At 65.2% G+C, this 21,437-nt stretch carries 17 protein-coding genes; 10 read left to right on the plus strand and 7 right to left on the minus strand.

Going from position 1 to position 21,437, the window contains the following annotated elements:
* The first annotated feature begins 14 nt into the window (after window positions 1–14).
* The 7 genes from ETC27_RS13960 to ETC27_RS13990 all read left to right on the plus strand — a co-directional run bounded on the left by ETC27_RS13960 (window position 15) and on the right by ETC27_RS13990 (window position 9,563).
* A complete protein-coding gene (locus ETC27_RS13960; RefSeq protein WP_136255629.1) occupies window positions 15–509 on the plus strand; it encodes a formate dehydrogenase subunit gamma in 495 nt (164 codons plus the stop codon).
* The gene (locus ETC27_RS13965; protein ID WP_136255630.1) at window positions 506–2,062 is read left to right on the plus strand and encodes a formate dehydrogenase beta subunit; all 1,557 of its coding nucleotides are present in this window, start codon (window positions 506–508) and stop codon (window positions 2,060–2,062) included. Before ETC27_RS13960 ends, ETC27_RS13965 begins: the two co-directional genes overlap by 4 nt.
* On the plus strand, window positions 2,059–4,941 hold the full coding sequence (fdhF, locus tag ETC27_RS13970; RefSeq protein ID WP_136255631.1) for a formate dehydrogenase subunit alpha: 2,883 nt from the start codon (window positions 2,059–2,061) through the stop codon (window positions 4,939–4,941). Before ETC27_RS13965 ends, fdhF begins: the two co-directional genes overlap by 4 nt.
* Entirely contained in the window at window positions 4,938–5,780 is an 843-nt protein-coding gene (gene fdhD / locus ETC27_RS13975) for a formate dehydrogenase accessory sulfurtransferase FdhD (RefSeq protein WP_136255632.1), read from the plus strand. The genes fdhF and fdhD overlap by 4 nt, the downstream gene beginning before the upstream one ends.
* Window positions 5,781–5,790: 10 nt before the next feature.
* Window positions 5,791–6,033 (plus strand): formate dehydrogenase subunit delta, encoded by a 243-nt coding sequence (locus ETC27_RS13980; RefSeq protein ID WP_136255633.1) that lies wholly within the window; start codon window positions 5,791–5,793, stop codon window positions 6,031–6,033.
* Window positions 6,034–6,265: 232 nt separating this feature from the next.
* Window positions 6,266–7,285 carry a TAXI family TRAP transporter solute-binding subunit gene (locus tag ETC27_RS13985; protein ID WP_136255634.1) on the plus strand — a complete coding sequence of 340 codons (1,020 nt, stop codon included), beginning with the start codon at window positions 6,266–6,268 and terminating at the stop codon, window positions 7,283–7,285.
* An 82-nt stretch (window positions 7,286–7,367) separates the two neighbouring features.
* Window positions 7,368–9,563, plus strand: coding sequence for a TRAP transporter permease (locus ETC27_RS13990; protein WP_136255635.1), 2,196 nt, complete (start codon window positions 7,368–7,370; stop codon window positions 9,561–9,563).
* Window positions 9,564–9,758: 195 nt separating this feature from the next.
* On the opposite strand, the gene metF is transcribed toward ETC27_RS13990, so the two are convergent.
* Both metF and yddG read right to left on the minus strand, forming a co-directional pair.
* Entirely contained in the window at window positions 9,759–10,601 is an 843-nt protein-coding gene (gene metF, locus ETC27_RS13995; RefSeq protein ID WP_136255636.1) for a methylenetetrahydrofolate reductase [NAD(P)H], read from the minus strand.
* Window positions 10,602–10,982: 381 nt separating this feature from the next.
* Window positions 10,983–11,894: an aromatic amino acid exporter YddG gene (gene yddG / locus ETC27_RS14005; protein WP_136255638.1), complete on the minus strand. Its 912-nt coding sequence runs from the start codon at window positions 11,892–11,894 to the stop codon at window positions 10,983–10,985.
* 217 nt (window positions 11,895–12,111) lie between these two features.
* On the opposite strand from yddG, the gene ETC27_RS14010 reads away from it, so the two are divergent.
* On the plus strand, window positions 12,112–13,053 hold the full coding sequence (locus tag ETC27_RS14010; protein ID WP_136255639.1) for an AEC family transporter: 942 nt from the start codon (window positions 12,112–12,114) through the stop codon (window positions 13,051–13,053).
* On the opposite strand, the gene ETC27_RS14015 is transcribed toward ETC27_RS14010, so the two are convergent.
* The 3 genes from ETC27_RS14015 to ETC27_RS14025 form a co-directional block, all read right to left on the minus strand.
* Window positions 13,014–13,772 (minus strand): helix-turn-helix transcriptional regulator, encoded by a 759-nt coding sequence (locus tag ETC27_RS14015; RefSeq protein ID WP_136255640.1) that lies wholly within the window; start codon window positions 13,770–13,772, stop codon window positions 13,014–13,016. The genes ETC27_RS14010 and ETC27_RS14015 overlap by 40 nt on opposite strands.
* 72 nt (window positions 13,773–13,844) lie before the next feature.
* Entirely contained in the window at window positions 13,845–14,663 is an 819-nt protein-coding gene (locus tag ETC27_RS14020; RefSeq protein WP_136255641.1) for a UDP-2,3-diacylglucosamine diphosphatase, read from the minus strand.
* A gap of 158 nt (window positions 14,664–14,821) precedes the next feature.
* Window positions 14,822–15,484 carry a glutathione S-transferase family protein gene (locus ETC27_RS14025; protein WP_136255642.1) on the minus strand — a complete coding sequence of 221 codons (663 nt, stop codon included), beginning with the start codon at window positions 15,482–15,484 and terminating at the stop codon, window positions 14,822–14,824.
* A 141-nt stretch (window positions 15,485–15,625) separates the two neighbouring features.
* Here ETC27_RS14025 and ETC27_RS14030 point away from each other — a divergent pair, with 141 nt between their 5' ends.
* Entirely contained in the window at window positions 15,626–16,171 is a 546-nt protein-coding gene (locus tag ETC27_RS14030; protein ID WP_136255643.1) for a TetR/AcrR family transcriptional regulator, read from the plus strand.
* A gap of 20 nt (window positions 16,172–16,191) precedes the next feature.
* Here ETC27_RS14030 and ahcY read toward each other — a convergent pair whose 3' ends face one another.
* Together ahcY and metK are read right to left on the minus strand one after the other, a co-directional pair.
* The gene (ahcY, locus tag ETC27_RS14035; protein ID WP_240724923.1) at window positions 16,192–17,601 is read right to left on the minus strand and encodes an adenosylhomocysteinase; all 1,410 of its coding nucleotides are present in this window, start codon (window positions 17,599–17,601) and stop codon (window positions 16,192–16,194) included.
* Between the two features lie 186 nt (window positions 17,602–17,787).
* Complete coding sequence (gene metK, locus ETC27_RS14040) at window positions 17,788–19,008, minus strand: methionine adenosyltransferase (protein WP_136255644.1); 1,221 nt, start codon at window positions 19,006–19,008, stop codon at window positions 17,788–17,790.
* 340 nt (window positions 19,009–19,348) lie between these two features.
* On the opposite strand from metK, the gene tkt reads away from it, so the two are divergent.
* The gene (tkt, locus tag ETC27_RS14045; RefSeq protein ID WP_136255645.1) at window positions 19,349–21,373 is read left to right on the plus strand and encodes a transketolase; all 2,025 of its coding nucleotides are present in this window, start codon (window positions 19,349–19,351) and stop codon (window positions 21,371–21,373) included.
* Window positions 21,374–21,437: the final 64 nt, after the last annotated feature.

Consider the following 21,437-nt stretch of genomic DNA (forward strand, 5'->3'; position numbering starts at 1 on the left):
AATGAGGGGACTCGATGAGTGATTCCCGTGAGTGGACACCGCAGTCGATTCAGACCGAGATCGACGCCCTGAAGCACAAACCCGGTGCATTACTGCCGATTCTCCATGCTATCCAGGACCGCGTCGGCTTCGTGCCCGAGGGAGCGGTGCCGATCATCGCCGAGTCCCTGGGCCTGACCCGTGCCGAGGTGCACGGCGTGATCAGCTTCTACCACCACTTCCGGACCTCGCCGCCGGGCCGCCATGTGGTCCAGGTCTGCCGCGCCGAGGCCTGCCAGGCCGTAGGCGCACGCACCCTGGAAACCCACGCCAAGGAAAGCCTCGGCATCGACTACCACCAGACCACGGCCGACCGCGAGATCACCCTGGAAGCGGTTTACTGCCTGGGCAACTGCGCCTGTGGCCCCTCGCTGCGCATCAATGACGAGATCCGAGGCCGGGTCACGCCCGAATCCTTCGACGCCTTGGTCGACGAACTATGCACCCAGCCATTGGAGTTGATCGGATGAGCGTTCGCGTCTACGTCCCCCGCGACACCACCGCCCTCTCGCTGGGCGCCGACGCCGTGGCCGAGCGCCTGGAGCGCGAGGCAGACAACCGCGGCCTCGAGCTGACAGTCGTCCGCAACGGCTCACGCGGGCTTGCCTGGCTCGAGCCGCTGGTCGAGGTCGAAACCCCGGCCGGCCGCGTCGCCTATGGCCCCGTGGCGCCCACCGACGTGCCGGCGCTGCTCGATGCCGGCCTGCTCGAGGGCCGCGAGGATCACCCGCTGGCTCAGGGGCCGACCGAGGCGATTCCCTACCTGGAGCGCCAGCAGCGCCTGACCTTCGCCCGCATCGGCATCACCGACCCGCTGTCGATCGCCGACTACCTGGCCCATGACGGCTTTCGCGGCCTCGAGGCAGCGCTGGCCCGCGAGCCACAGGAGCTGGTCGAGGAGGTCAAGGCCTCGGGACTGCGCGGGCGTGGCGGTGCCGCCTTCCCCACCGGCATCAAGTGGCAGACGGTGCTCGACACCCCGGCGGACCAGAAGTACATCGTCTGCAACGCCGACGAGGGCGACTCCGGCACCTTCGCCGACCGCCTGATCATGGAGTGCGACCCCTATGTGCTGATCGAGGGCATGGCCATCGCCGGACTCGCCGTGGGGGCCACCCAGGGCTATATCTACCTGCGCTCCGAGTACCCGCTGGCCAAGGAGATCCTCGACGCCGCCATCGCGCGCGCCGAAACCGTCGGCTACCTGGGCGATGACCTGCGCGGCAGCGGCCACGCCTTCCACCTGGAGGTGCGCCTGGGCGCCGGTGCCTATATATGCGGCGAAGAGACCTCACTGCTGGAGAGTCTCGAGGGCAAACGCGGCCTGGTGCGCTTCAAGCCGCCGCTACCGGCCATCGAGGGGCTGTTCGGCCGTCCCACCGTGGTCAACAACGTGCTGTCGCTGGCCGCCGTTCCCTACATTCTCGCCGAGGGCGCCCAGGCCTATGCCGATCACGGCATGGGTCGCTCCCGCGGCACCCTGGCGCTGCAGCTGGCCGGCAACGTCAGGCGCGGCGGCCTCGTGGAGCTGGCCTTCGGCACCACCCTGCGCACCCTGATGGAAGACTTCGGCGGCGGCACCGCCAGCGGCCGCCCGCTGCGCGCCGTGCAGGTCGGCGGCCCGCTGTGTGCCTACCTGCCCGAAAGCCAGTGGGACCTGCCGCTGGACTACGAGACCTTCAGCGAGGTCGGCGCCGGCGTCGGCCACGGCGGGGTGGTGATGTTCGACGACAGCGTCGACATGGCCGAACAGGCCCGCTTCACCATGGAGTTCTGCAAGGTGGAGTCCTGCGGCAAGTGCACGCCCTGCCGCATCGGCTCGACCCGCGGCGTGGAGGTCATCGAGCGCATCCGCGCAGGTGAGGACCGCGACGCCAACCTCGCATTGCTCGGCGAGCTCTGCGAAACCATGGAGGACGGTTCGCTGTGCGCCATGGGCGGGATGACGCCCTTCCCAGTGCAGAGCGCCCTGAAACACTTCCCCGACGACTTCCAGCGTGCGCCGGAAGGAGACCGCTCATGATTCAGCACTTCGACCCTAGCCAGCAGCACGAAAAGGCACTGTCCAAGGACCTGGGCACGCCGGCGCCGGCCGCCGATGCGGCCCCAGTACTCCTCGAGATCGATGGCGTGGCGATCAGCGTGCCCGAGGGCACCTCGGTGCTGCGCGCCGCTGCTTTGGCCGACATCAACATCCCCAAGCTGTGCGCCACCGACAGCCTGGAGGCCTTCGGCTCCTGCCGGCTGTGCGCCGTCCAGGTGGAGGGCAAGCGCGGCACCCCGGCGGCCTGCACCACGCCGGTGGCCGAGGGCATGAAGGTCACCACCCAGAACGACCGTCTGGCCCGGCTGCGCCGCAACGTCATGGAGCTCTACATCTCCGACCACCCGCTGGACTGCCTGACCTGCCCGGCCAACGGCGACTGCGAGCTGCAGGACATGGCCGGCGCGGTGGGCCTGCGCGAGGTGCGCTACGGCTTTACGGGCGAGAACCACCTGGATGCAGAGAAGGACCACTCCAACCCCTACTTCAGCTTCGACCCCAGCAAATGCATCGTCTGCTCGCGCTGCGTGCGCGCCTGCGAAGAGGTTCAGGGCACCTTCGCACTGACCATCGATGGCCGGGGCTTCGACTCCAAGGTCGCGGCGGGTCAGGACGAAGCCTTCATGGACTCCGAGTGCGTGTCCTGCGGCGCCTGCGTCGAGGCCTGCCCGACCTCGACACTGATGGAGAAGAGCGTCATCGACTCAGGCCAGCCCGAGCACAGCGTGATCACCACCTGCGCTTACTGCGGCGTAGGCTGCTCCTTCGAGGCTCAGATGAAGGGCGACCAGCTAGTACGCATGGTTCCCTACAAGGGGGGCGACGCCAACCACGGCCACTCCTGCGTCAAGGGTCGCTTCGCCTTCGGCTATGCGACCCATCCGGACCGCATCACCACGCCGATGATCCGCGATTCCATCGACGAGCCCTGGCGGCCGGTCGGCTGGGAGGAGGCGATCGCCTTCGCCGCCGAGCGCCTGAAGGCGATCCAGGCCGAACACGGCCGCGAGAGCATCGGCGGCATCACCTCCTCGCGCTGCACCAACGAGGAGACCTACCTGGTGCAGAAGCTGGTCCGCGCGGCCTTCGGCAACAACAACACCGACACCTGCGCCCGGGTCTGCCACTCGCCGACCGGCTACGGCCTCAAGACCACCCTCGGTGAGTCCGCCGGCACCCAGACCTTCGACTCGGTGATGGAAGCCGACGCCATCATTGTGATCGGCGCCAACCCCACCGATGCCCACCCGGTGTTCGGCTCGCTGATGCGCAAGCGACTGCGCCAGGGCGCCTCGCTGATCGTCGCCGACCCGCGGCGCATCGACCTGCTCAAGACGCCCCACCTCGAGGACGCCCAGCATCTGCCACTGCGCCCAGGCACCAACGTGGCGCTGGTCAACGCCCTGGCCCATGTGGTGGTCAGCGAGGGCCTGGAGGATCACGACTTCATCGCCGCGCGCTGCGACACCGAGGCCTACCGCGCTTGGCGTGAGTTCATAGCGGAAGAGCGGCACTCCCCCGAGGCCAGCGAGGCAACCACCGGCGTGGCCGCCGAGGCGGTTCGCCGCGCCGCCCGCACCTACGCCACCGCCGGCAATGGCGCCATCTATTACGGCCTGGGCGTCACCGAGCACAGCCAGGGCTCGACCATGGTGATGGGCATCGCCAACCTGGCGCTGGCCACCGGCAACATCGGCCGAGAAGGCGTGGGCGTGAATCCGCTGCGCGGCCAGAACAACGTCCAGGGCTCCTGCGACATGGGCTCCTTCCCCCATGAGCTGCCGGGCTACCAGCACGTCGCCGACGTGGCGGCCCGTGGCCGCTTCGAGGCCGCCTGGGGCGTCGAGCTCGACGACGAGCCAGGGCTGCGCATCCCCAACATGTTCGATGCCGCCATCGAAGGTAGCTTCAAGGCGCTCTACGTGCAGGGCGAGGACATCGCCCAGTCCGACCCCAATACCCAGCACGTGGAGGCGGCGCTGTCCTCGCTTCAGTGCCTGATCGTTCAGGACATCTTCCTCAACGAGACCGCCAAGTACGCGCACGTGCTGCTGCCGGGTTCGAGCTTCCTGGAGAAGGACGGCACCTTCACCAACGCCGAGCGACGCATCAACCGCGTGCGCAAGGTAATGCCGCCGCAGGCCGGCAAGGCCGACTGGGAGGTCACCGTCGAGCTATCCCGTGCCTTGGGCTATCCGATGGACTACACCCATCCGTCCGAGATCATGGACGAGGTCGCCCGGCTAACGCCGAGCTTCGCCGGGGTCAGCTACCAAAAGCTCGACGAGTGCGGCAGCCTGCAGTGGCCCTGCAACGCCGAGCACCCCGACGGCACCCCTACCCTGCACGAGGTCGACTTCCCGTCGGGCAAGGGCCGCTTCGCCATCACCGAGTACATGGCCAGCGAGGAACGCGCCAACCGCCATTTCCCGCTGCTGATGACTACCGGACGGATTCTTTCCCAGTACAACGTCGGCGCCCAGACCCGCCGCACCGACAACCAGGTGTGGCACGACGAAGACGTGCTTGAGCTACATCCCTCGGATGCCGAGGTACGCGGCATCAAGGACGGCGACTGGCTGGGCATCACCAGCCGCGCCGGCCAGACGGTACTGCGCGCAAGGCTCAGCGAGCGCATGCAGCCCGGCGTGGTGTACACCACCTTCCACCACCCGGGCAGCGGCGCCAACGTCATCACCACCGACAGCTCAGACTGGGCCACCAACTGCCCCGAGTACAAGGTGACCGCGGTACAGGTGGAGAAGGTCAGCCGGCCCTCTGCCTGGCAGCGGCGCTTCAACGAGGTCGATCAGGCACAGCAGGCGTACCTGGCCACGGCCCGTGAGGCGGCGCCATGAAGCGGGAGCGCACCACGGCGCCTACCTCGCCCCTGGCGTACCATCCTATCGAGGTACACCGTGGCGCGCAGGGCTGGTACCGCGACGACACCGACGATGCCCTGGCCCTCGAGGTGCCGGTGGCGCTTGTCTACAACGGCATCTCCCACGCGGTGATGATGGCAAGCCCCGCCGATCTTGAGGATTTCGCGCTGGGCTTCAGCTTAAGCGAGGGCATCCTTGCGCATGTCCACGAGTGCTACGACCTGGAGGTGGAGGAGGAATCTCAAGGGCTGACGGTACACCTGACGATCGCCAGTCGGCGGTTGGCGGAGCTCAAGGAACGCCGCCGCAGCCTGGCCGGGCGCACCGGTTGTGGCCTGTGCGGCACCGAGGCGCTTGATCTGGCGATCCGCCCGATCCCGGTGGTACGCGCCTCGCTGCCGAGCGACGCCGCCATCCAACGCGCCCTCGGAGAACTGGCCGACCACCAGGCGCTGCAGGCGGCCACCGGCGCCACGCACGGCGCGGCCTGGTGCGACGCCGACGGCCGCATCCAGCGGGTACGAGAGGACGTGGGGCGCCACAATGCCCTGGACAAGCTGATCGGCGTCCTGGCCCGCGAGGGCGGAGCAGGCGAGGACGGCTTCGCCCTGATCTCGAGCCGAGCCAGTTACGAAATGGTGCACAAGAGTGCCAGTGCCGGCTTCGGTGCCCTGGTGGCCGTCTCGGCGGCCACAGCACTGGCGGTGGAACAGGCACGCGAGGCCGGGCTGATGCTGGTCGGCTTCGCCCGTCCCGGCCGCCACCTGGTTTATCATCGCCCCTCCGGCACAGTGCCGGCGCGGGCCCACGGTTGAGGAATCGAAAATGTCGCACGATCAAGACCAGACGCTGGTTCACATGGTGAACCAGATCGCCGCCAACCTGAACGGTGGACGCGAGACGGCCGATACCGTGGAGGGCATCTGCAGCCACCTGGAGAAGTTCTGGGCCAGAGCCATGAAACAACGCATCGTCGCCTGCCTCGAGGAGCCAGACTGCGGCCTGGAACCGCTGGCTCGCCAGGCCGTGGTGCGCCTGGCCGAGCGCCGAGGCGTCCCGGCCGCCTAACGCCGGCAGGCCCACCGGGGCCCGCGCGGCGATGTGCGTAAATCCGCACATAGCATCAGCAGCTTTCGTGCGGACTCCCGGACATTCGGCGTCCGAGCGCTATCGACCTTGGTCGAAAAAGATTTTCTCAACCAGTTGATATAAAAGAGACATTTGCATACATGGCATGCCGGTTGCCCTAAGTAGGGCGCCAACACGATTATCCCAAGGCAACAACAAAAGAGGACGTCGCATGTCAGCTATCAAGCACACTTCCAAAGCTGCTACCACGCTCACCACCCGCCGCCTGGCCCTCGCCTCCGGCGTCATGCTCGGTGGCCTGATGATGGCCACCGCTGCTCAAGCCGACCGCAGCGAATGGCCGGAAAGCTTTACCGTGGGTACTGCCAGCCAGGGCGGCACCTACTTCGTCTACGGCTCCGGCTGGGCCAACCTGATCGCCGACGAGCTCGGCCTGTCCGGCGGTGGCGAGATCACCGGTGGCCCGACCCAGAACCTGGCGCTGGTCCACAGCGGCGAAATCGCCTTCGGTCTTGCCACCATGGGGCCCGCCGCCGATGCGGTGAACGGCAAGAGCCCGCTGGCGCCGGGCATGAAGATGGACAACGTCTGCGCCATGTTCCCGATGTATGAGACCCCGTTCTCGATCGCCACACTGGAAAGCTCCGGCATTGGCTCGATCAGCGAGATTCCGGATGGCGCGACCATCGGCTTTGGCCCGGCCGGCTCCACCTCCGACACCTACTTCCCGCTGATCCTCGAGGAGCTGGGCGTGGACTTCGAGCGTCGCAATGGCGGCTGGAACGACCTGGGTGGCCAGCTGCAGGACGGCTTGGTGGATGTTATCGCTTTCGCCGCCGGCATCCCGATTCCGGCCGTCAGCCAGCTCGAAGTACAGACCGACGTCAACATCATCGAGTTCACCGAAGAAGAGCAGGACAAGGCCACTGCCGCTTTCCCGGTGTCCGAGTTCAGCATCCCGGCCAGCACGTATTCCACTCTGGAAGAAGATGCCAATGCCGTTTCCATGTGGAACTTCGCCATCGCCGGTTGTGACCTGCCGGAAGACCTGGTCTACGAAGCGACCAAGATCACCATGGAAAACAACGACAAGATGATGTCGGTGCACCGCAGTGCCGAGACCACCATTCCGGAAAACGTCGGCAAGAATCAGGTGCTGCCGTTCCATCCGGGCGCCGCGCGCTGGTACGAGGAAAACGGCTACGAGATCGACCCCGCGCTGATCAAGTGATCCGCTGACAAGCACCATCCTCTCGGTCCTGGCCTCGCTGCCAGGGCCGGGACTCCTTCTTCCACTCAAGGGTGAACCTCCCATGAGCAAGTCATCACCTAAGGGCCCGGCCTCCGAGGCAAACGCGTCCTCGACCACCTCGCCCGAGGCCCTCGCCCAAGGCGTCGACGAGGATGTCATCGAGTCCAACCGTCGCCTGTTCACCGGCTGGCAATGGTGGTTGTTCGGTATTGCAGCCGTTCTCTACTCCACCTTCCATCTGGTCTCGCTGAACGTCTATCCGCTCGAGACCTGGTCGTTCCGTATCGTGCACATCTGTGGCGCCCTGGTGCTCGGCTATGGCCTCTATGCCGGCACGCGCTTCGCTGATGACAGCCACCCGGCCAGCAGCCGCGGCCTCCGAATGCTCGGCTACGCCTTGCTGCTGCCGGCCCTCTATTCGCTGATTCAGGTCGTGCTGATGCAGCAGACCATGGCCGGCGAGGCCATGCGCATCGAGCCCGCGGTCGAGCATTGGCACTTTGGCCTGCCGCTGCTCGTCGCCACCGGTGGCGCCATTGTGCTGTCCTGGGCCACCCGTCAGGTGCGAACCGGGATCAGTGCGCCAGACCTGGTGCTGATGATCTGCGCCATCGCCAGCGCCGGTTATTTCCTGGTCATGTACAACTCGCCGCTGCGCATGTCGACCGGCACCCCCTTTGCCCCCATTGGCATCTCCTATGCGGCCATCGCCGGCTCGCTGCTGATTCTCGAGTTGACCCGCCGGGTCGCCGGCCTGGCGCTGGTGATCATCTCCGCGGTTTTCCTCACCTATGTGTTCGCCGGCCCCTACCTGCCGGGCTTCCTCGGCTACCCCGGGCTCTCGGTGGGCCGCTTCTTCAGCCAGGTCTATACCGATGCCGGCATCCTCGGCCCGACCACTGCGGTATCGTCGACCTATATCATCCTGTTCATCATCTTCGCCGCCTTCCTGCAGGCCTCGAAGGTCGGTGACTACTTCGTCAACTTCGCCTTCGCCGCTGCTGGTCGTGCCCGGGGTGGCCCCGCCAAGGTGGCGATCTTCGCCTCCGGTCTGATGGGCATGATCAACGGCACCAGCGCCGGCAACGTGGTCTCCACCGGCTCGCTGACCATCCCGCTGATGAAGAAGGTCGGCTACCCGGCACGCAGCGCCGGCGCCATCGAGGCCGCGGCCTCTACCGGCGGCCAGATCATGCCGCCGATCATGGGCGCCGGCGCTTTCATCATGGCCGAGATCACCGGGATTCCGTATACCGAGATCGCCATTGCCGCGATCATCCCCTCGATCCTGTATTTCGCCTCGGTCTACTTCATGGTCGACTTCGAGGCCGCCCAGAAGGGCATGCGCGGCATGCGCAAGGACGAGATCCCGCTGTTCTCGAAGCTCATCAAGCAGGTCTATCTGTTCGCCCCGATCATCATCCTGATCGCCGCGCTGTTCATGGGCTATTCGGTAATCCGCGCCGGCACCCTGGCGACCGCCTCAGCCGCCGTGGTGAGCTGGATCTCGCCCAACAAGATGGGCATCCGCGCCATCCTCAAGGCCATGGAATTGGCCAGCACCATGGCCATACAGATCATCGCCGTCTGTGCCTGTGCCGGCATCATCGTCGGCGTGATCTCGCTGACCGGCGTCGGTGCGCGCTTCTCCTCGCTGCTGCTCGGCCTGGCCGGCGTCAGCCAGCTGCTGGCGCTGTTCTTCGCCATGTGTATCTCGATCCTGCTGGGCATGGGCATGCCGACCACGGCTGCCTATGCGGTAGCGGCGTCGGTGGTGGCACCCGGCCTGATCGACATCGGCATCCAGCCGCTGATCGCCCACTTCTTCGTGTTCTACTTCGCGGTGGTCTCGGCGATCACGCCACCGGTGGCACTTGCCTCCTACGCGGCGGCGGGGATTTCCGGCGCCAACGCCATGCAGACCTCGGTGACCTCGTTCAAGATCGGCCTGGCCGCCTACATCGTGCCCTTCATGTTCTTCTACAGCCCGGGCATTCTGATGGAGGGCTCCTGGCTGCAGATCCTCAGGGTCGGCATCACCGCGACGCTCGGCATCGTGCTGCTGGCGGGCTCGGTCCAGGCCTGGTTCTTCGGCCATATCAACGGCCTGATCCGCCTGGCGTTGCTGGCCGGTGCCGTGTGCATGATCTATGGCGGCTTGATCTCCGACCTTGCGGGTATCGCCATCGGCGTCGCCATCTTCCTGCTGCAACGCAGCAGGGGAGCCGGTGGCAACAGCGCGACGGCCACATCCTGACCGCGTACCGCTCCCCACCGGGGAGCGGTCAATTGCCCACAATAGCGCTGCAAAATAAAACGGGGCCCCGCCATGGCGGGGCCCCGTTGCGTTGTGTCTCGGTCAGAACACTTGGGTACATGACGCGGTGCAAATGATCATCCGACAGGCGCAGAGATCAAGCGCCCGGCGCATGCCAAGGCGCATACGTAAGCCCTATGCCCTCAGGTTATCCAGCACCTTGAGCGAGGCCTGCGCCTGGTTGAGCGTGTAGAAGTGCAGACCCGGGGCACCGCCATCGAGAAGCCGCTCGCAGAGGCGGGTAATGACTTCCTCGCCGAAGGCCTGAATGCTCTCGCTGTCATCACCATAGGCTTCAAGCTGCTTGCGCACCCAACGCGGGATATCGGCCCCGCAGGCATCCGAAAAACGTGCCAGCTTGGTGTAGTTGGTGATCGGCATGATGCCGGGGATGATCGGCACCTCGACCCCCAGCTTGCGGGCCCGGTCGACGAAGTGGAAATAGGCATCCGGGTTGAAGAAGTACTGGGTAATGGCGAGATTGGCGCCGGCCTTGACCTTGCGCGCGAAATTCTCGAGATCCCGCTCGAAGCTCGGCGCTTGCGGATGGCTCTCCGGGTAGGCGGCCACAGCGATCTCGAAGTGATCGCCCGTCTCCTCGCGGATGAACTCGACCAGTTCGTTGGCATAGCGCAGCTCGCCGGTGCCGCCCATGCCCGAGGGCAGGTCGCCGCGCAGGGCCACCAGATTATTGATATCGGCTTCGCGATACTGGGCCAGCAGGTCGCGCAGGGCGCCCTTGTCGCTGCCAATGCAGGACAGGTGCGGCGCGGTATTGATGCCGGACTGGCGCATCGTTTCGACGGTCTGGGTCGTGCGCGCCTGGGTCGAACCACCGGCACCATAGGTCACCGAGAAGAAGCGAGGCTGACGGGCGGCCAAGGCATCACGCACTCCCAGCAGTTTTTCCTTGCCCGCCTCGGTATTGGGCGGAAAGAACTCGAAACTGATGCCTAGCGGATGCTCGTGTGCGCTCATGGATTCAACCCTCGTCGGTCACCTGTGCGGTGACTCTCGCTGTGTATTTTTGATGATCTCGCCCCCATCCGGTGCCCCGCATGGCTAGGCAGGACACCAGAAGGGTGCAGAGTAGGCCGGCAAGGCCTAGGCTTTGTCTGAAAAGTCGACGAGCGAAGGCCAGACAAGGCAAAAATTGGCGAAAGAGCGGAGTTTACAGGGTGTAAATGAGCATCTTGAGCCGATTTTTAACGCCGTATGGGCTAGCGCAGTACTTTTCAGGCATTGCCGAGTGAGATGTTTTCATTGTGACGTCCTCATTACGCCCCGACTAATGAAAGTTTCACCTCTGCCGTATCGATTTCATTCATATAAAAACTCGAGCAAGCATAACCGTCAGGTCTAACGCTTATGCGAGACACCCGGTGTGCCATCGCGCCGCAACGGCCAGCGCAGCCAGCCGCTGCCGATCAGCATGCCAAGGGTGATCAGCCCTGCCGCCACGGCCAGCGAGCCGGTCGGCTCTGCATAACCGCAGGCAATCAGCACCACCGTCGAAAGCAGAGGCGTGAAGTAGGACAACAGCCCCAGCAGGCGCAGATCACCATGCTTGACGCCCCGGTCCCAGGTGAAGAAGGCGCTGCCCACTGGACCAAGGCCCAGCCCCAGCACCCCAAGCCAGCCTAGCCCCTCGGGCCAGCGGGTCGTCTCGAACAACAGGTGGCCTAGCCCGGCAAGCAACGCGGTAACCAGACAGAAGCCGCCTACCGCCGCGGTCGGCACTTGGCGCATGGTCCGTGACAGCACCGAATAGCCGCTCCACAGGAAGGCACAGGCGACCGCTGCCCCGTAACCAAGAACTGAGCCCTCACCGGAGACATCGCCGCCGATCAGCAGGGCGGCGCCAGCAAAGCCCAGCAGGGCACCGATCACATGCACGGCCTTCAAGCGCTCCCCGGGCAACAGCGCCACGAACAGCACGATCAAAAGCGGCCACAGGTAGCTGATCAACCCGGCGTTGGCCGGTGGCGCATTCTGCTGGGCGATGAAATACAGGGCGTGATAGCCAAAGAGCCCCCCGACCCCGAGCGCCCAGACGACGGGCGGCAGCCGCAACGCCATCTTGAGCGATTCGCCGCGCACCCGAAGCCAGACAGCGAAACAGACGAAGGCGACCGCGAAGGCCAACGATGTGAGCAGAAACGGCGGCACCGGACCGGCCAGTTGGGTCAGGGCCGCCAGCAGCGCCCAGTTGAGCACGGTCGTCGCCCCGATGGTGGTGGCGCGTGAGTCGGGGGGCGTGGCATCGGTCATGGCATGGCTCCAAGTTGACGAAGGTGACGATCAGCCCCCTAGCCTTACAGAAGCCTGCACCGAGAACTTGTCGAATTCTGACCCTCGCTGGCCGCATCATCCACGCACGTGGCTAATGACAGATGAGCGTCATGAAAGCTAAGACATCTGGCATCTAACACCCTGACAGACAGGCACCTGGCAGGCATGATGTGATTTTTTTTATCAGGAGATACCGATGGCGGAGTTCGACCTTGGCGCCACCCTGATGGCGCCGCTGTGGATGCTGCTGGCCTTCGTCGGCCTGGGGGTAATCTGTGCCCGGCAGCTCTCCCTCGACCCACGGCCCATCGCCAGCCTGCTGATCTACGTGATCGCCCCGGTCACGGTCTTTCGCGGCCTGGTGCTGGGTGGTCCGACTCCGGCCTATCTGCTGCTGACGCTGGGAGTGTTCGTCATCGCCAGCCTGATGTGTCTGCTGGTCGGCCGACTCGCCCGCCCCTTCTTCGCCGCCGAGGAAGCCTCGCTGCTGGCCTTCTCCGCTGGCACCGCCAACACCGGCTACTTCGGGCTACCGGTGGCCATGGTGCTGCTGTCTCCCGAAGGCGTCACCCAGTACCTGTTCTGCTTACTTGGCATGAATCTATTTGAATTCACGCTGGGCTTCTATGTGAGCGCCCGTGGCCGCTTCTCGGTGCGCGAAAGCCTTCACAAGATTCTGCGCCTGCCGCTGATTTATGCCTTTCTCGCCGCCCTGGTGGTCAGCGGCCTGTCGCTATCCCTGCCGGCAGCGCTGATGCAGGGGTTCGAGGTCTTCCCGCCCACCTACACCCTGCTGGGCATGATGATCATCGGCATGACGCTTGGCCGCGTCAGCTTCAGCGAGTTGGATCCGCGCTTTATCGGTGCCTCGCTGGCGGTGCGTTTCGGGCTCTGGCCGCTGGTCAGCCTCGGTGCCGTCCTGGCCCTGCAGGCAACGCTCGGCATCGGCGAGGAACTGGCGCTGGCACTGCTGCTGGTCGGGGTCGTACCGCTGGCCGCCAACCTAGTGGTGGTGGCCATGGAGCTGGGGAGCCGGGCCGAAAAGGCCGCCGTGGCGGTGTTGATCAGCACCCTGATCGCCCCGCTGGTGATGCCGTTCTATCTGGAAGGCCTGCTGGCACTGGTGGCAACGGGCTGATCCTGTCGCCAGGCCCGGGGCGAGAGGCCATGGCGGTCACGGAAGGTACGCGAAAAATGCGCGGCATCACCGAAGCCACAGGCCAGGGCGATCTCGGTGAGGCTGGCGGAGGATTCGACCATCAGCGTCTCGGCCCGCTCGAGGCGACGCTCGAGCAACCAGGCATGGGGGGAGCGGCCGGTCAGGGCCCGGAACTGGCGAGCGAAGGCCGCCTCTGCCATATGGCAACGGGCCGCCCAATCGCGAACCCGCCAGCGCCGGGCCAGATCGGCCTCGATCTCGGGTAGCAGGCGTAACAGGCGCAGACGCGGTTCACTGACCGTCTTTGACGGCGGACTCAAGGCACCGCCGAGCCAGGTCGCCAGCCCCGCCGGATCAGCCTCTACGAGTCGCCGGGCCTGATGCATTAGCGCTGGCGACAGGCGCCGCGCATCGCGGGTAAGCCCTTCCTCCAGGGCCAGCGACTCACACCAGGTCACCGGCAGGTCGACGACCAGGGTCTGGTTATCCCGCGGCGCCAGGTAATGATGTGTGTCGCCCGAGGGGATTGGCACCAGCACCCCAGGCGCGACCCGGCGACTGCGACCCGATACCTCCAGCTCGACACAGCCTTCTAGCCCCAGCAGCAACTGGTGATAGCCATGACGATCGCTGAGTACACGATCCGGATAGGACCGCACGGCGACTAAGGGAGACGCTGGGGTATCGGTTACGGGCATGAAAAACCTCCTGCCCTATTGAAGCACAGCTCCGGCGCCGCACAAGTCATCGCGGCTCATGCGCTTGTGCCATCAGGCGCTCGCCAACGACCCTGCCTCCATGGGGCGTGGCTCTACCATAGGCTCCACGCCAATCACCCGGCCCTCCCAGTCGATCAGGCTGAGACGACCGTCACGATCCTCCATCAGCGCCGTGCAATGCTCGACCCAGTCACCGTCATTGCAGTAGAGAACGCCCGGGCGCGTGGCGAAGCCGGCCTTGTGAATATGACCACCGATATAGCCATCGAGCCCCTCCCTCGCCGCCTGATGCATCGCTGCCTGCTCGAACTGCTCGACGTAGCGGCGCGCCGCCCCCACCTGGCGCTTCAAGGCTCCCGCCAGCGACCAGTAGGGTAGCCCCAGCAGACGACGGCTGTGATTGCACCAGCGATTCAGCGACAGCAGAAACTGGTGCATGCCATCCCCCAGTGCCATCAGCCAGGGGGCCATGCGCACATGGGTATCGAACTCATCGCCGTGGCTGACCAACAGCCGTCGGTGATCGGCGGTCGCGTGAATCACGCGGCGCTCGATACGCACGTTATAGAGTCTGAGACCACACAGCCGACGCATGGCCGCATCGTGGTTACCGGGAATGTAGATCACCTCGCAGCCGCCACGGGCCAGGCGCAGTATCCGCGCCATCAGCCGCTGCTGGGCACTCGGCAGCACCGCGCGTTTTCGCATGGCGATCAGGTCGATGATATCGCCGACCAGATAGAGCCGCTTGGGACGCACCCGGCGCAGCAGGCTATCGAGTAGCTGGGCCTGGCAGTCTGGCGTGCCCATGTGCAGATCGGAGATGAACAGGGTGCGGGGGTCGGTCGGGGCAATCGGCGGGGTAGTCATGGGGGCGGCCTCCTTCGAACGCCCCCCCAGAATGACGCCGCGCCATGACGCTTCAATGGCGCAGCGGTGACGATGCCGTGACAGTCAGTCAATGCCCCCAGCGGCCCAGCCACCAGGGCATGTGGCGCCAATGAGCGCCGGCGACTTACCGACAACGCCTAGGACACGCTGGTGAAGTCCGGCGCCACCAACACCCTAGCCGCGGCAGGCCGACCCCGCAGGCGTTCGATATAGTCCATCAGGCGCGGCGTCTCGGCCAACAGGTCCTTGGCGGCGGGCATGCCGGCGAGATAGTCGAGCATCGGCGCGGCAAGGGCATCGGCAATGGTGAAGTCATCGCCTACCAGGTAGTCGCCCTGGCTCAGCGCCTCCTCCAGCAGGCCCAGCAGGCGGACCACCTCCGGTTGCGCTGCAGCCACCATCTCGTGGCGGACGGCCCCGTTCTCGCCCTTGGGAAACACAAACTCCAGCAGGTAGCGACGCACCAGTGCTTGATCCACGTAGAGCGCAAGTATTCCGGTCCACTGGTCGACCTGCGCCCGCGGCCAGGGCGCTTCGGGCTGAAGGGCGGGCCCGTCGAAGGCCGCATCCAGGTAACGGCAGATGCTCGGCGTTTCGATCAGGCGCCGCTCGCCATGCAGCAGGATGGGCACCTTGCCGAAGGGATGCAGGGCAAAGTGTTCGGAGGAGTGCATCACCAAGGGGCAGCCTTCACTTTCAGTGCCGAGGGTGTAGGGAATGCCCTTCTCCTCACAGCACAGCTGAACGCTGCGCACGAAGGTACTGAACTGGGGGCCGACGATATGCACGGAAGTCGCCATCGGTATCGCTCCATCGGTAGGGGTACTGCCAGGCTAGCCCGCGACACTATATGTTCAAGAACATATAGTGCCTTCATGCCATATTGCCCCCTTGCCCTGGTGCACCTCAGGGCCTTCAACCAGCCGAGGAGCAAAGCCCCCATGCCGTGGAGCGACGATCACAAGCCGCGTACTCGTCAACGCATCCTCAAGGCCGCCGCCACCCTGTTCACCCAGCAGGGATTCACGGGGGTTAGCATCGACGATGTGATGCGCCATGCTGGCCTGACACGCGGCGCCTTCTATGCCCACTTCCTCTCCAAAGGAGAGCTCTATAGTGCAGCGCTACAGCATGCCGCCCACGCAAATATCGACCAACTTGAGAACGCTACGCCCAAACAGCGCGTGTTCGGCTATTTGAGCGAAGCCCACCGCCAAGGGCTAGACATCAATTGTCCGCTGGCCTGCCTGGTAAGCGACGTTGCCCAGCAGGACGACAGCGTCCGTGACACCTACACCCGACTATTCTCGGGCTTCGTGACTCGCTGTCAGCAGGCAGATGGCGCTACAGGGGCTCGCGAACGCGCCTTGCAACAGGCCGTCACCCTGATCGGCGGTATGGCGATTGCTCGCACTCTCAGTGACGATGCCCTGGCCGAGGAGGTGCTGGCGGCCTGCCGGAGCCTGGTCATCGCCGAGGATGCCTAATAAGCAACTGGCCCGCCTTGCTAGTAGCGATAGCTGTCCGGCTTGAAGGGCCCCTCTGCGGCTAGCCCCAGGTAGTCCGCCTGAGCCTGGGTCAGTTGGGTGATCACGCCACCGAAGCCTTCGACCATGTAGCGGGCTACCTCTTCGTCCAGATGACGGGGCAACACCGACAGGGTCAGCGCCGCACGACGCGCTTCCAGCGACAGATCGGCGAAGCGGCTCTCGAAGAGGTGGATCTGGGCCAGCACCTGGTTGGCAAAGGAGCCATCCATGATCCGTGAAGGATGGCCGGTGGCATTGCCCAAGTTAACCAGCCTGCCCTCGGCAAGCAGCAGCAGGTAGTCGCCACTTTCAGGGTCGAAAGCGCCCGGAGTGCTGTCGCGGTAGACCTTATGGACCTGCGGCTTGATTTCCTCCCAGTGCCACTGGCGGCGCATGTGAGCGGTGTCGATCTCGCTGTCGAAATGGCCGATATTGCACACCACGCAGCCCTTCTTGAGCGCTTCGAGCATAGAGGCATCGCACGCGTCGATGTTGCCGGTGGCCGTCACCACCAGGTCGATCTTGCCAAGCATCGCCGTATCGAGACTGGCAGTGCCGCCGTTATGGCCCTCACGGTAGGGAGACACCACTTCGAAGCCGTCCATGCAGGCCTGCATGGCACAGATCGGGTCGATCTCACTGACCTTGACGATCATGCCTTCCTGGCGCAGTGAGGCCGCCGAGCCCTTGCCGACATCGCCATAGCCCACCACCAGCGCCTGCTTGCCGGCTAACAGGTGATCGAGAGCGCGCTTGATGGCATCGGACAAGGAATGGCGACAGCCGTACTTGTTGTCGTTCTTCGACTTGGTGACGGCATCGTTGACGTTGATCGCCGGCACCTTGAGGCTGCCATCGCGCAGCATCTCGTGAAGGCGATGCACGCCGGTGGTGGTCTCCTCCGAGATGCCGTGGATGGCCTCAAGCAGCTCGGGGCGCTGCTCGTGCAAGAGCGCGGTAAGATCGCCGCCATCGTCGAGCACCAAGTTCGGCACCCAGCCATCGGGGCCCTCGACGGTCTGTTCGATACACCACCAGAACTCCTCCTCGGTCTCTCCCTTCCAGGCGAACACCGGGATGCCCGCCGCGGCGACCGCGGCCGCGGCATGGTCCTGGGTCGAGAAGATATTGCAGGACGACCAGCGCACGCTGGCCCCCAGCGCCACCAGGGTCTCGATCAGCACGGCCGTCTGGATGGTCATGTGAATACAGCCGCTGATTCGCGCACCGGCCAGCGGCTGGGCGGCACGGTACTTCTCGCGGATCTTCATCAGCGCCGGCATCTCGGTTTCGGCGATGCGAATCTCGCGGCGGCCCCAATCGGCCAGGGAGGAATCGGCGACTTTATGGTCGCCGGCGGGCACAGCAGACATGGCGGGTCGAGTCATGCAACACCTCGGTCAGCTTAGCGGGACATTACTGGTACCTAACCACGGTAGTGCCCCTAATATAGGTGGCTTATGCGACTCTCACCATGCCGACCGAGGCGCCGTGGTACAAACCTGACGCTGAGAGGCCACAAACCAAGAGACCCGCCGAAGCGGGTCCCATCAAGCGCCTACATCACTGCTGGCTCAGATGCCGGCAGCGCGCTTGAGCGCCTCGGCCTTGTCGGTCTTCTCCCAGGGGAAGGCCGTGAAGGTCTCGGTCATCACCTCGCCATTGACGTCGGTCCATTCGTAGCTCGACTCGAACGGCTCACGGCCGAAGTGACCATAGGCGGCAGTCAGCCGATACATCGGATGCAGCAGATCGAGCATGCGCGTGATCGCATTGGGGCGCAGGTCGAAATGTTCGCGTATCAGTTCGATGATCTTGGCATCGCTGATCTTGCCGGTGCCGAAGGTATCGACCGACACCGAGGTCGGCTCGGCCACGCCGATGGCGTAGGACACCTGGATCTCGCACTTGTCGGCAAGGCCGGCGGCGACGATGTTCTTGGCCACGTAGCGGCCGGCATAGGCGGCGCTACGGTCGACCTTGGACGGGTCCTTGCCGGAGAAGGCGCCGCCACCGTGACGGGCCATGCCGCCGTAAGTGTCGACGATGATCTTGCGCCCCGTCAGGCCGCAGTCCCCCACCGGGCCGCCGATCACGAACTTGCCGGTCGGGTTGATGTGATACTGGGTGGTCTCGGTCAGCCATTCGGCGGGCAGCACCTGCTCGATGATCTCGCGCTTGACCATCTTGCGAAGCTCGTCCTGGTCGATCTCGGGATCATGCTGAGTGGACAGCACCACCGCATCGACCGCCGCCGGCTTGCCATCGTCACCGTAGCGGAAGGTGACCTGGCTCTTGGCGTCCGGACGCAACCAGGGCAGCATGCCGCTCTTGCGCAGTTCCGCCTGACGCTCGACCAGCCGATGCGAGTAGTGGATCGGCGCCGGCATGTAGGAATCGGTCTCGTTGGTGGCATAGCCAAACATCAGGCCCTGGTCACCGGCACCCTGATCTTCAGGCTTCGAGCGGTCGACACCCTGGGCGATATCGACGCTCTGCTTGCCGATCAGGTTGAGCACGCCGCAGGTCTCGCCGTCGAAGCCGACGTCGGAGGAGGTGTAGCCGATATCCAGGATGACCCGGCGCACCAGGTCCTCAAGATCGACCCAGGCCGTGGTGGAGATCTCGCCGGCCACAATGGCCACGCCGGTCTTCACCAGGGTCTCGCAGGCCACGCGTGCCTGCTTGTCGCGAGCGATGATGGCATCCAGCACCGCGTCGGAAATCTGGTCGGCAATCTTGTCCGGATGCCCTTCGGACACGGATTCAGAAGTAAACAGGGAGTATTCGCTCATGGCGTCCTCGACCCTCTATCAATAACGGCCTTTGAATAACGGCGTGGGGGCACAGCACGGCGGCTGAAGCTGCATCACCGCCTACCTCTGCGCATGGCAGGCGGAACGCGCGACGGGCCAAGAGGCCTCGGGGGCGGGATTCTACACCACAGCGGTCATCGGTTCCTAGAAGCTCGCGAGGCACGGCAATTGATGGTTGCGCCCTTCTCGGCGACAATACGCTCCCTGAATCCAGCGTGCCGCATGCCGCGGTGCCATTCCGCCATCATGCTCGAGCCGCCCGCCTGCCGCGCGGAGCCGCCCGGGCGTTGCCTGATCGCCGCAGGCGAGGAGCTTTTCAATGCCGTCCCGTTTCGAACTGGCCAATGCCATTCGCGCGCTGTCCATGGACGCCGTGCAGAAGGCCAAGTCTGGCCACCCCGGTGCCCCCATGGGCATGGCCGATATCGCCGAAGTCCTGTGGAACGACTTCATGAGCCATAACCCGGCCAACCCGCACTGGGCCAATCGCGACCGCTTCGTGATGTCCAACGGCCACGGCTCCATGCTGGTCTACTCGCTGTTGCACCTGACCGGCTATGAATTGAGCCTCGAGGACCTGCAGCACTTCCGCCAGCTGCACTCCAAGACCCCGGGACACCCCGAACTCGGCTACACGCCGGGCGTGGAAACCACCACCGGTCCGCTGGGTCAGGGCCTGGCCAATGCCGTGGGCATGGCCATCGCCGAGCGCACCCTGGCGGCGCAGTTCAACCGCGACGGCCACACCATCGTCGATCACCACACCTACTGCTTCGTCGGCGATGGCTGCCTGATGGAAGGCGTCTCCCACGAGGTCGCCTCGCTTGCCGGCACCCAGGGGCTGGGCAAGCTGATCACCTTCTACGATGACAACGGCATTTCCATCGATGGCGAAGTCGAAGGCTGGTTCACCGATGACACCGCCAAACGCTTCGAGGCCTACGGCTGGCACGTCATCCCCAACGTCGACGGCCACAAGCCCGAAGAGATCAAGGCCGCGGTCGAGCTCGCCAAGAGCCACGACGACCGTCCCAGCCTGATCGTCTGCAAGACCATCATCGGCTTCGGCGCACCCAACAAGCAGGGCAAGGAAGAGTGCCACGGCGCAGCGCTGGGCGACGACGAAGTGGCCGCGGCCCGCATCCAGCTCGACTGGCCCCATGCGCCCTTCCATGTGCCCGAGGATATCTATCAGGGCTGGGACGCCACCCAGGCGGGTGAAGCACGCGAAGCCGAGTGGAACGCCCGCTTTGCACGCTACGCCGAGGCCTTCCCGGCCGAGGCCCGCGAGTTTACCCGCCGTATCAAGGGCGAACTGCCCCGCGACCTGACCAGCGAAGCGCTGATCGAGCAGGCACAGGAGAAAGGCGAGAGCATCGCCTCGCGCAAGGCCTCGCTGGGCGTTCTTAACGCACTGGGCCCGCAGCTGCCCGAACTGCTCGGCGGCAGCGCCGACCTGGCACCGTCCAACCTGACCTTCTGGAAGGGCGCCCAGGCAATCAGCCAGGACGAGCCCGGCGGCAACTACCTGCACTACGGCGTGCGCGAGTTCGGCATGGCGGCCGCGATCAACGGCATCGCCCTGCATGGCGGCTTCGTGCCCTATGGCGCAACCTTCCTGATCTTCTCGGAATACATGCGCAACGCCATTCGCATGGCGGCCCTGATGGGCCAGCGCGCCATCCATGTGTTCACGCATGATTCCATCGGCCTGGGTGAAGACGGCCCGACCCACCAGCCGATCGAGCAGCTGACCACCCTGCGTTCGACGCCGAACCTGTCGACCTGGCGCCCGGCCGATGCCGTCGAGACCGCTGCCGCCTGGCACGCCGGCCTCAAGCGCCATTCAGGCCCCACCGCCCTGGTGCTGTCCCGCCAGGGACTGGACCACCAGGCACGCACCAAGCAGCAGCTGGCCAACATCCAGCGCGGTGGTTATGTACTGAAAGAGAGCATCCTCAAGGACGAGGTGGTGACACCTGACCTTATCCTGATCGCCACCGGCTCCGAAGTCGGCCTGGCCATGGAGGCCGCCGCGCAGCTTGGCGAGCAGGGCCATGCCGTGCGCGTGGTATCGATGCCGTCCACCGACGTCTTCGATGCCCAGGACGCTGCCTACCGCCAAGCGGTGCTGCCGCTGGAAGTCGGCGCGCGCATCGCCATCGAAGCCGGCCACCGTGACTTCTGGTTCAAGTACGTGGGCCTCGAAGGCCGCATCATCGGCATGGACGGCTTCGGCGAGTCCGCCCCGGCCGGCGACCTGTTCAAGGAGTTCGGTTTCACCGTCGAGAACGTGGTGAGCGAAGCCGAGCAACTCCTGGACGACGCCGCCGAGGCCGAATAAGGCACGTCGTCGGCATCACCGCCACCCCAAAGGGTGGCGGTGGCAGGCAGAGAGTGAAACGAAG

This window comes from Onishia niordana (assembly GCF_004798965.1).
Classification (GTDB): Bacteria; Pseudomonadota; Gammaproteobacteria; order Pseudomonadales; family Halomonadaceae; genus Onishia; species Onishia niordana.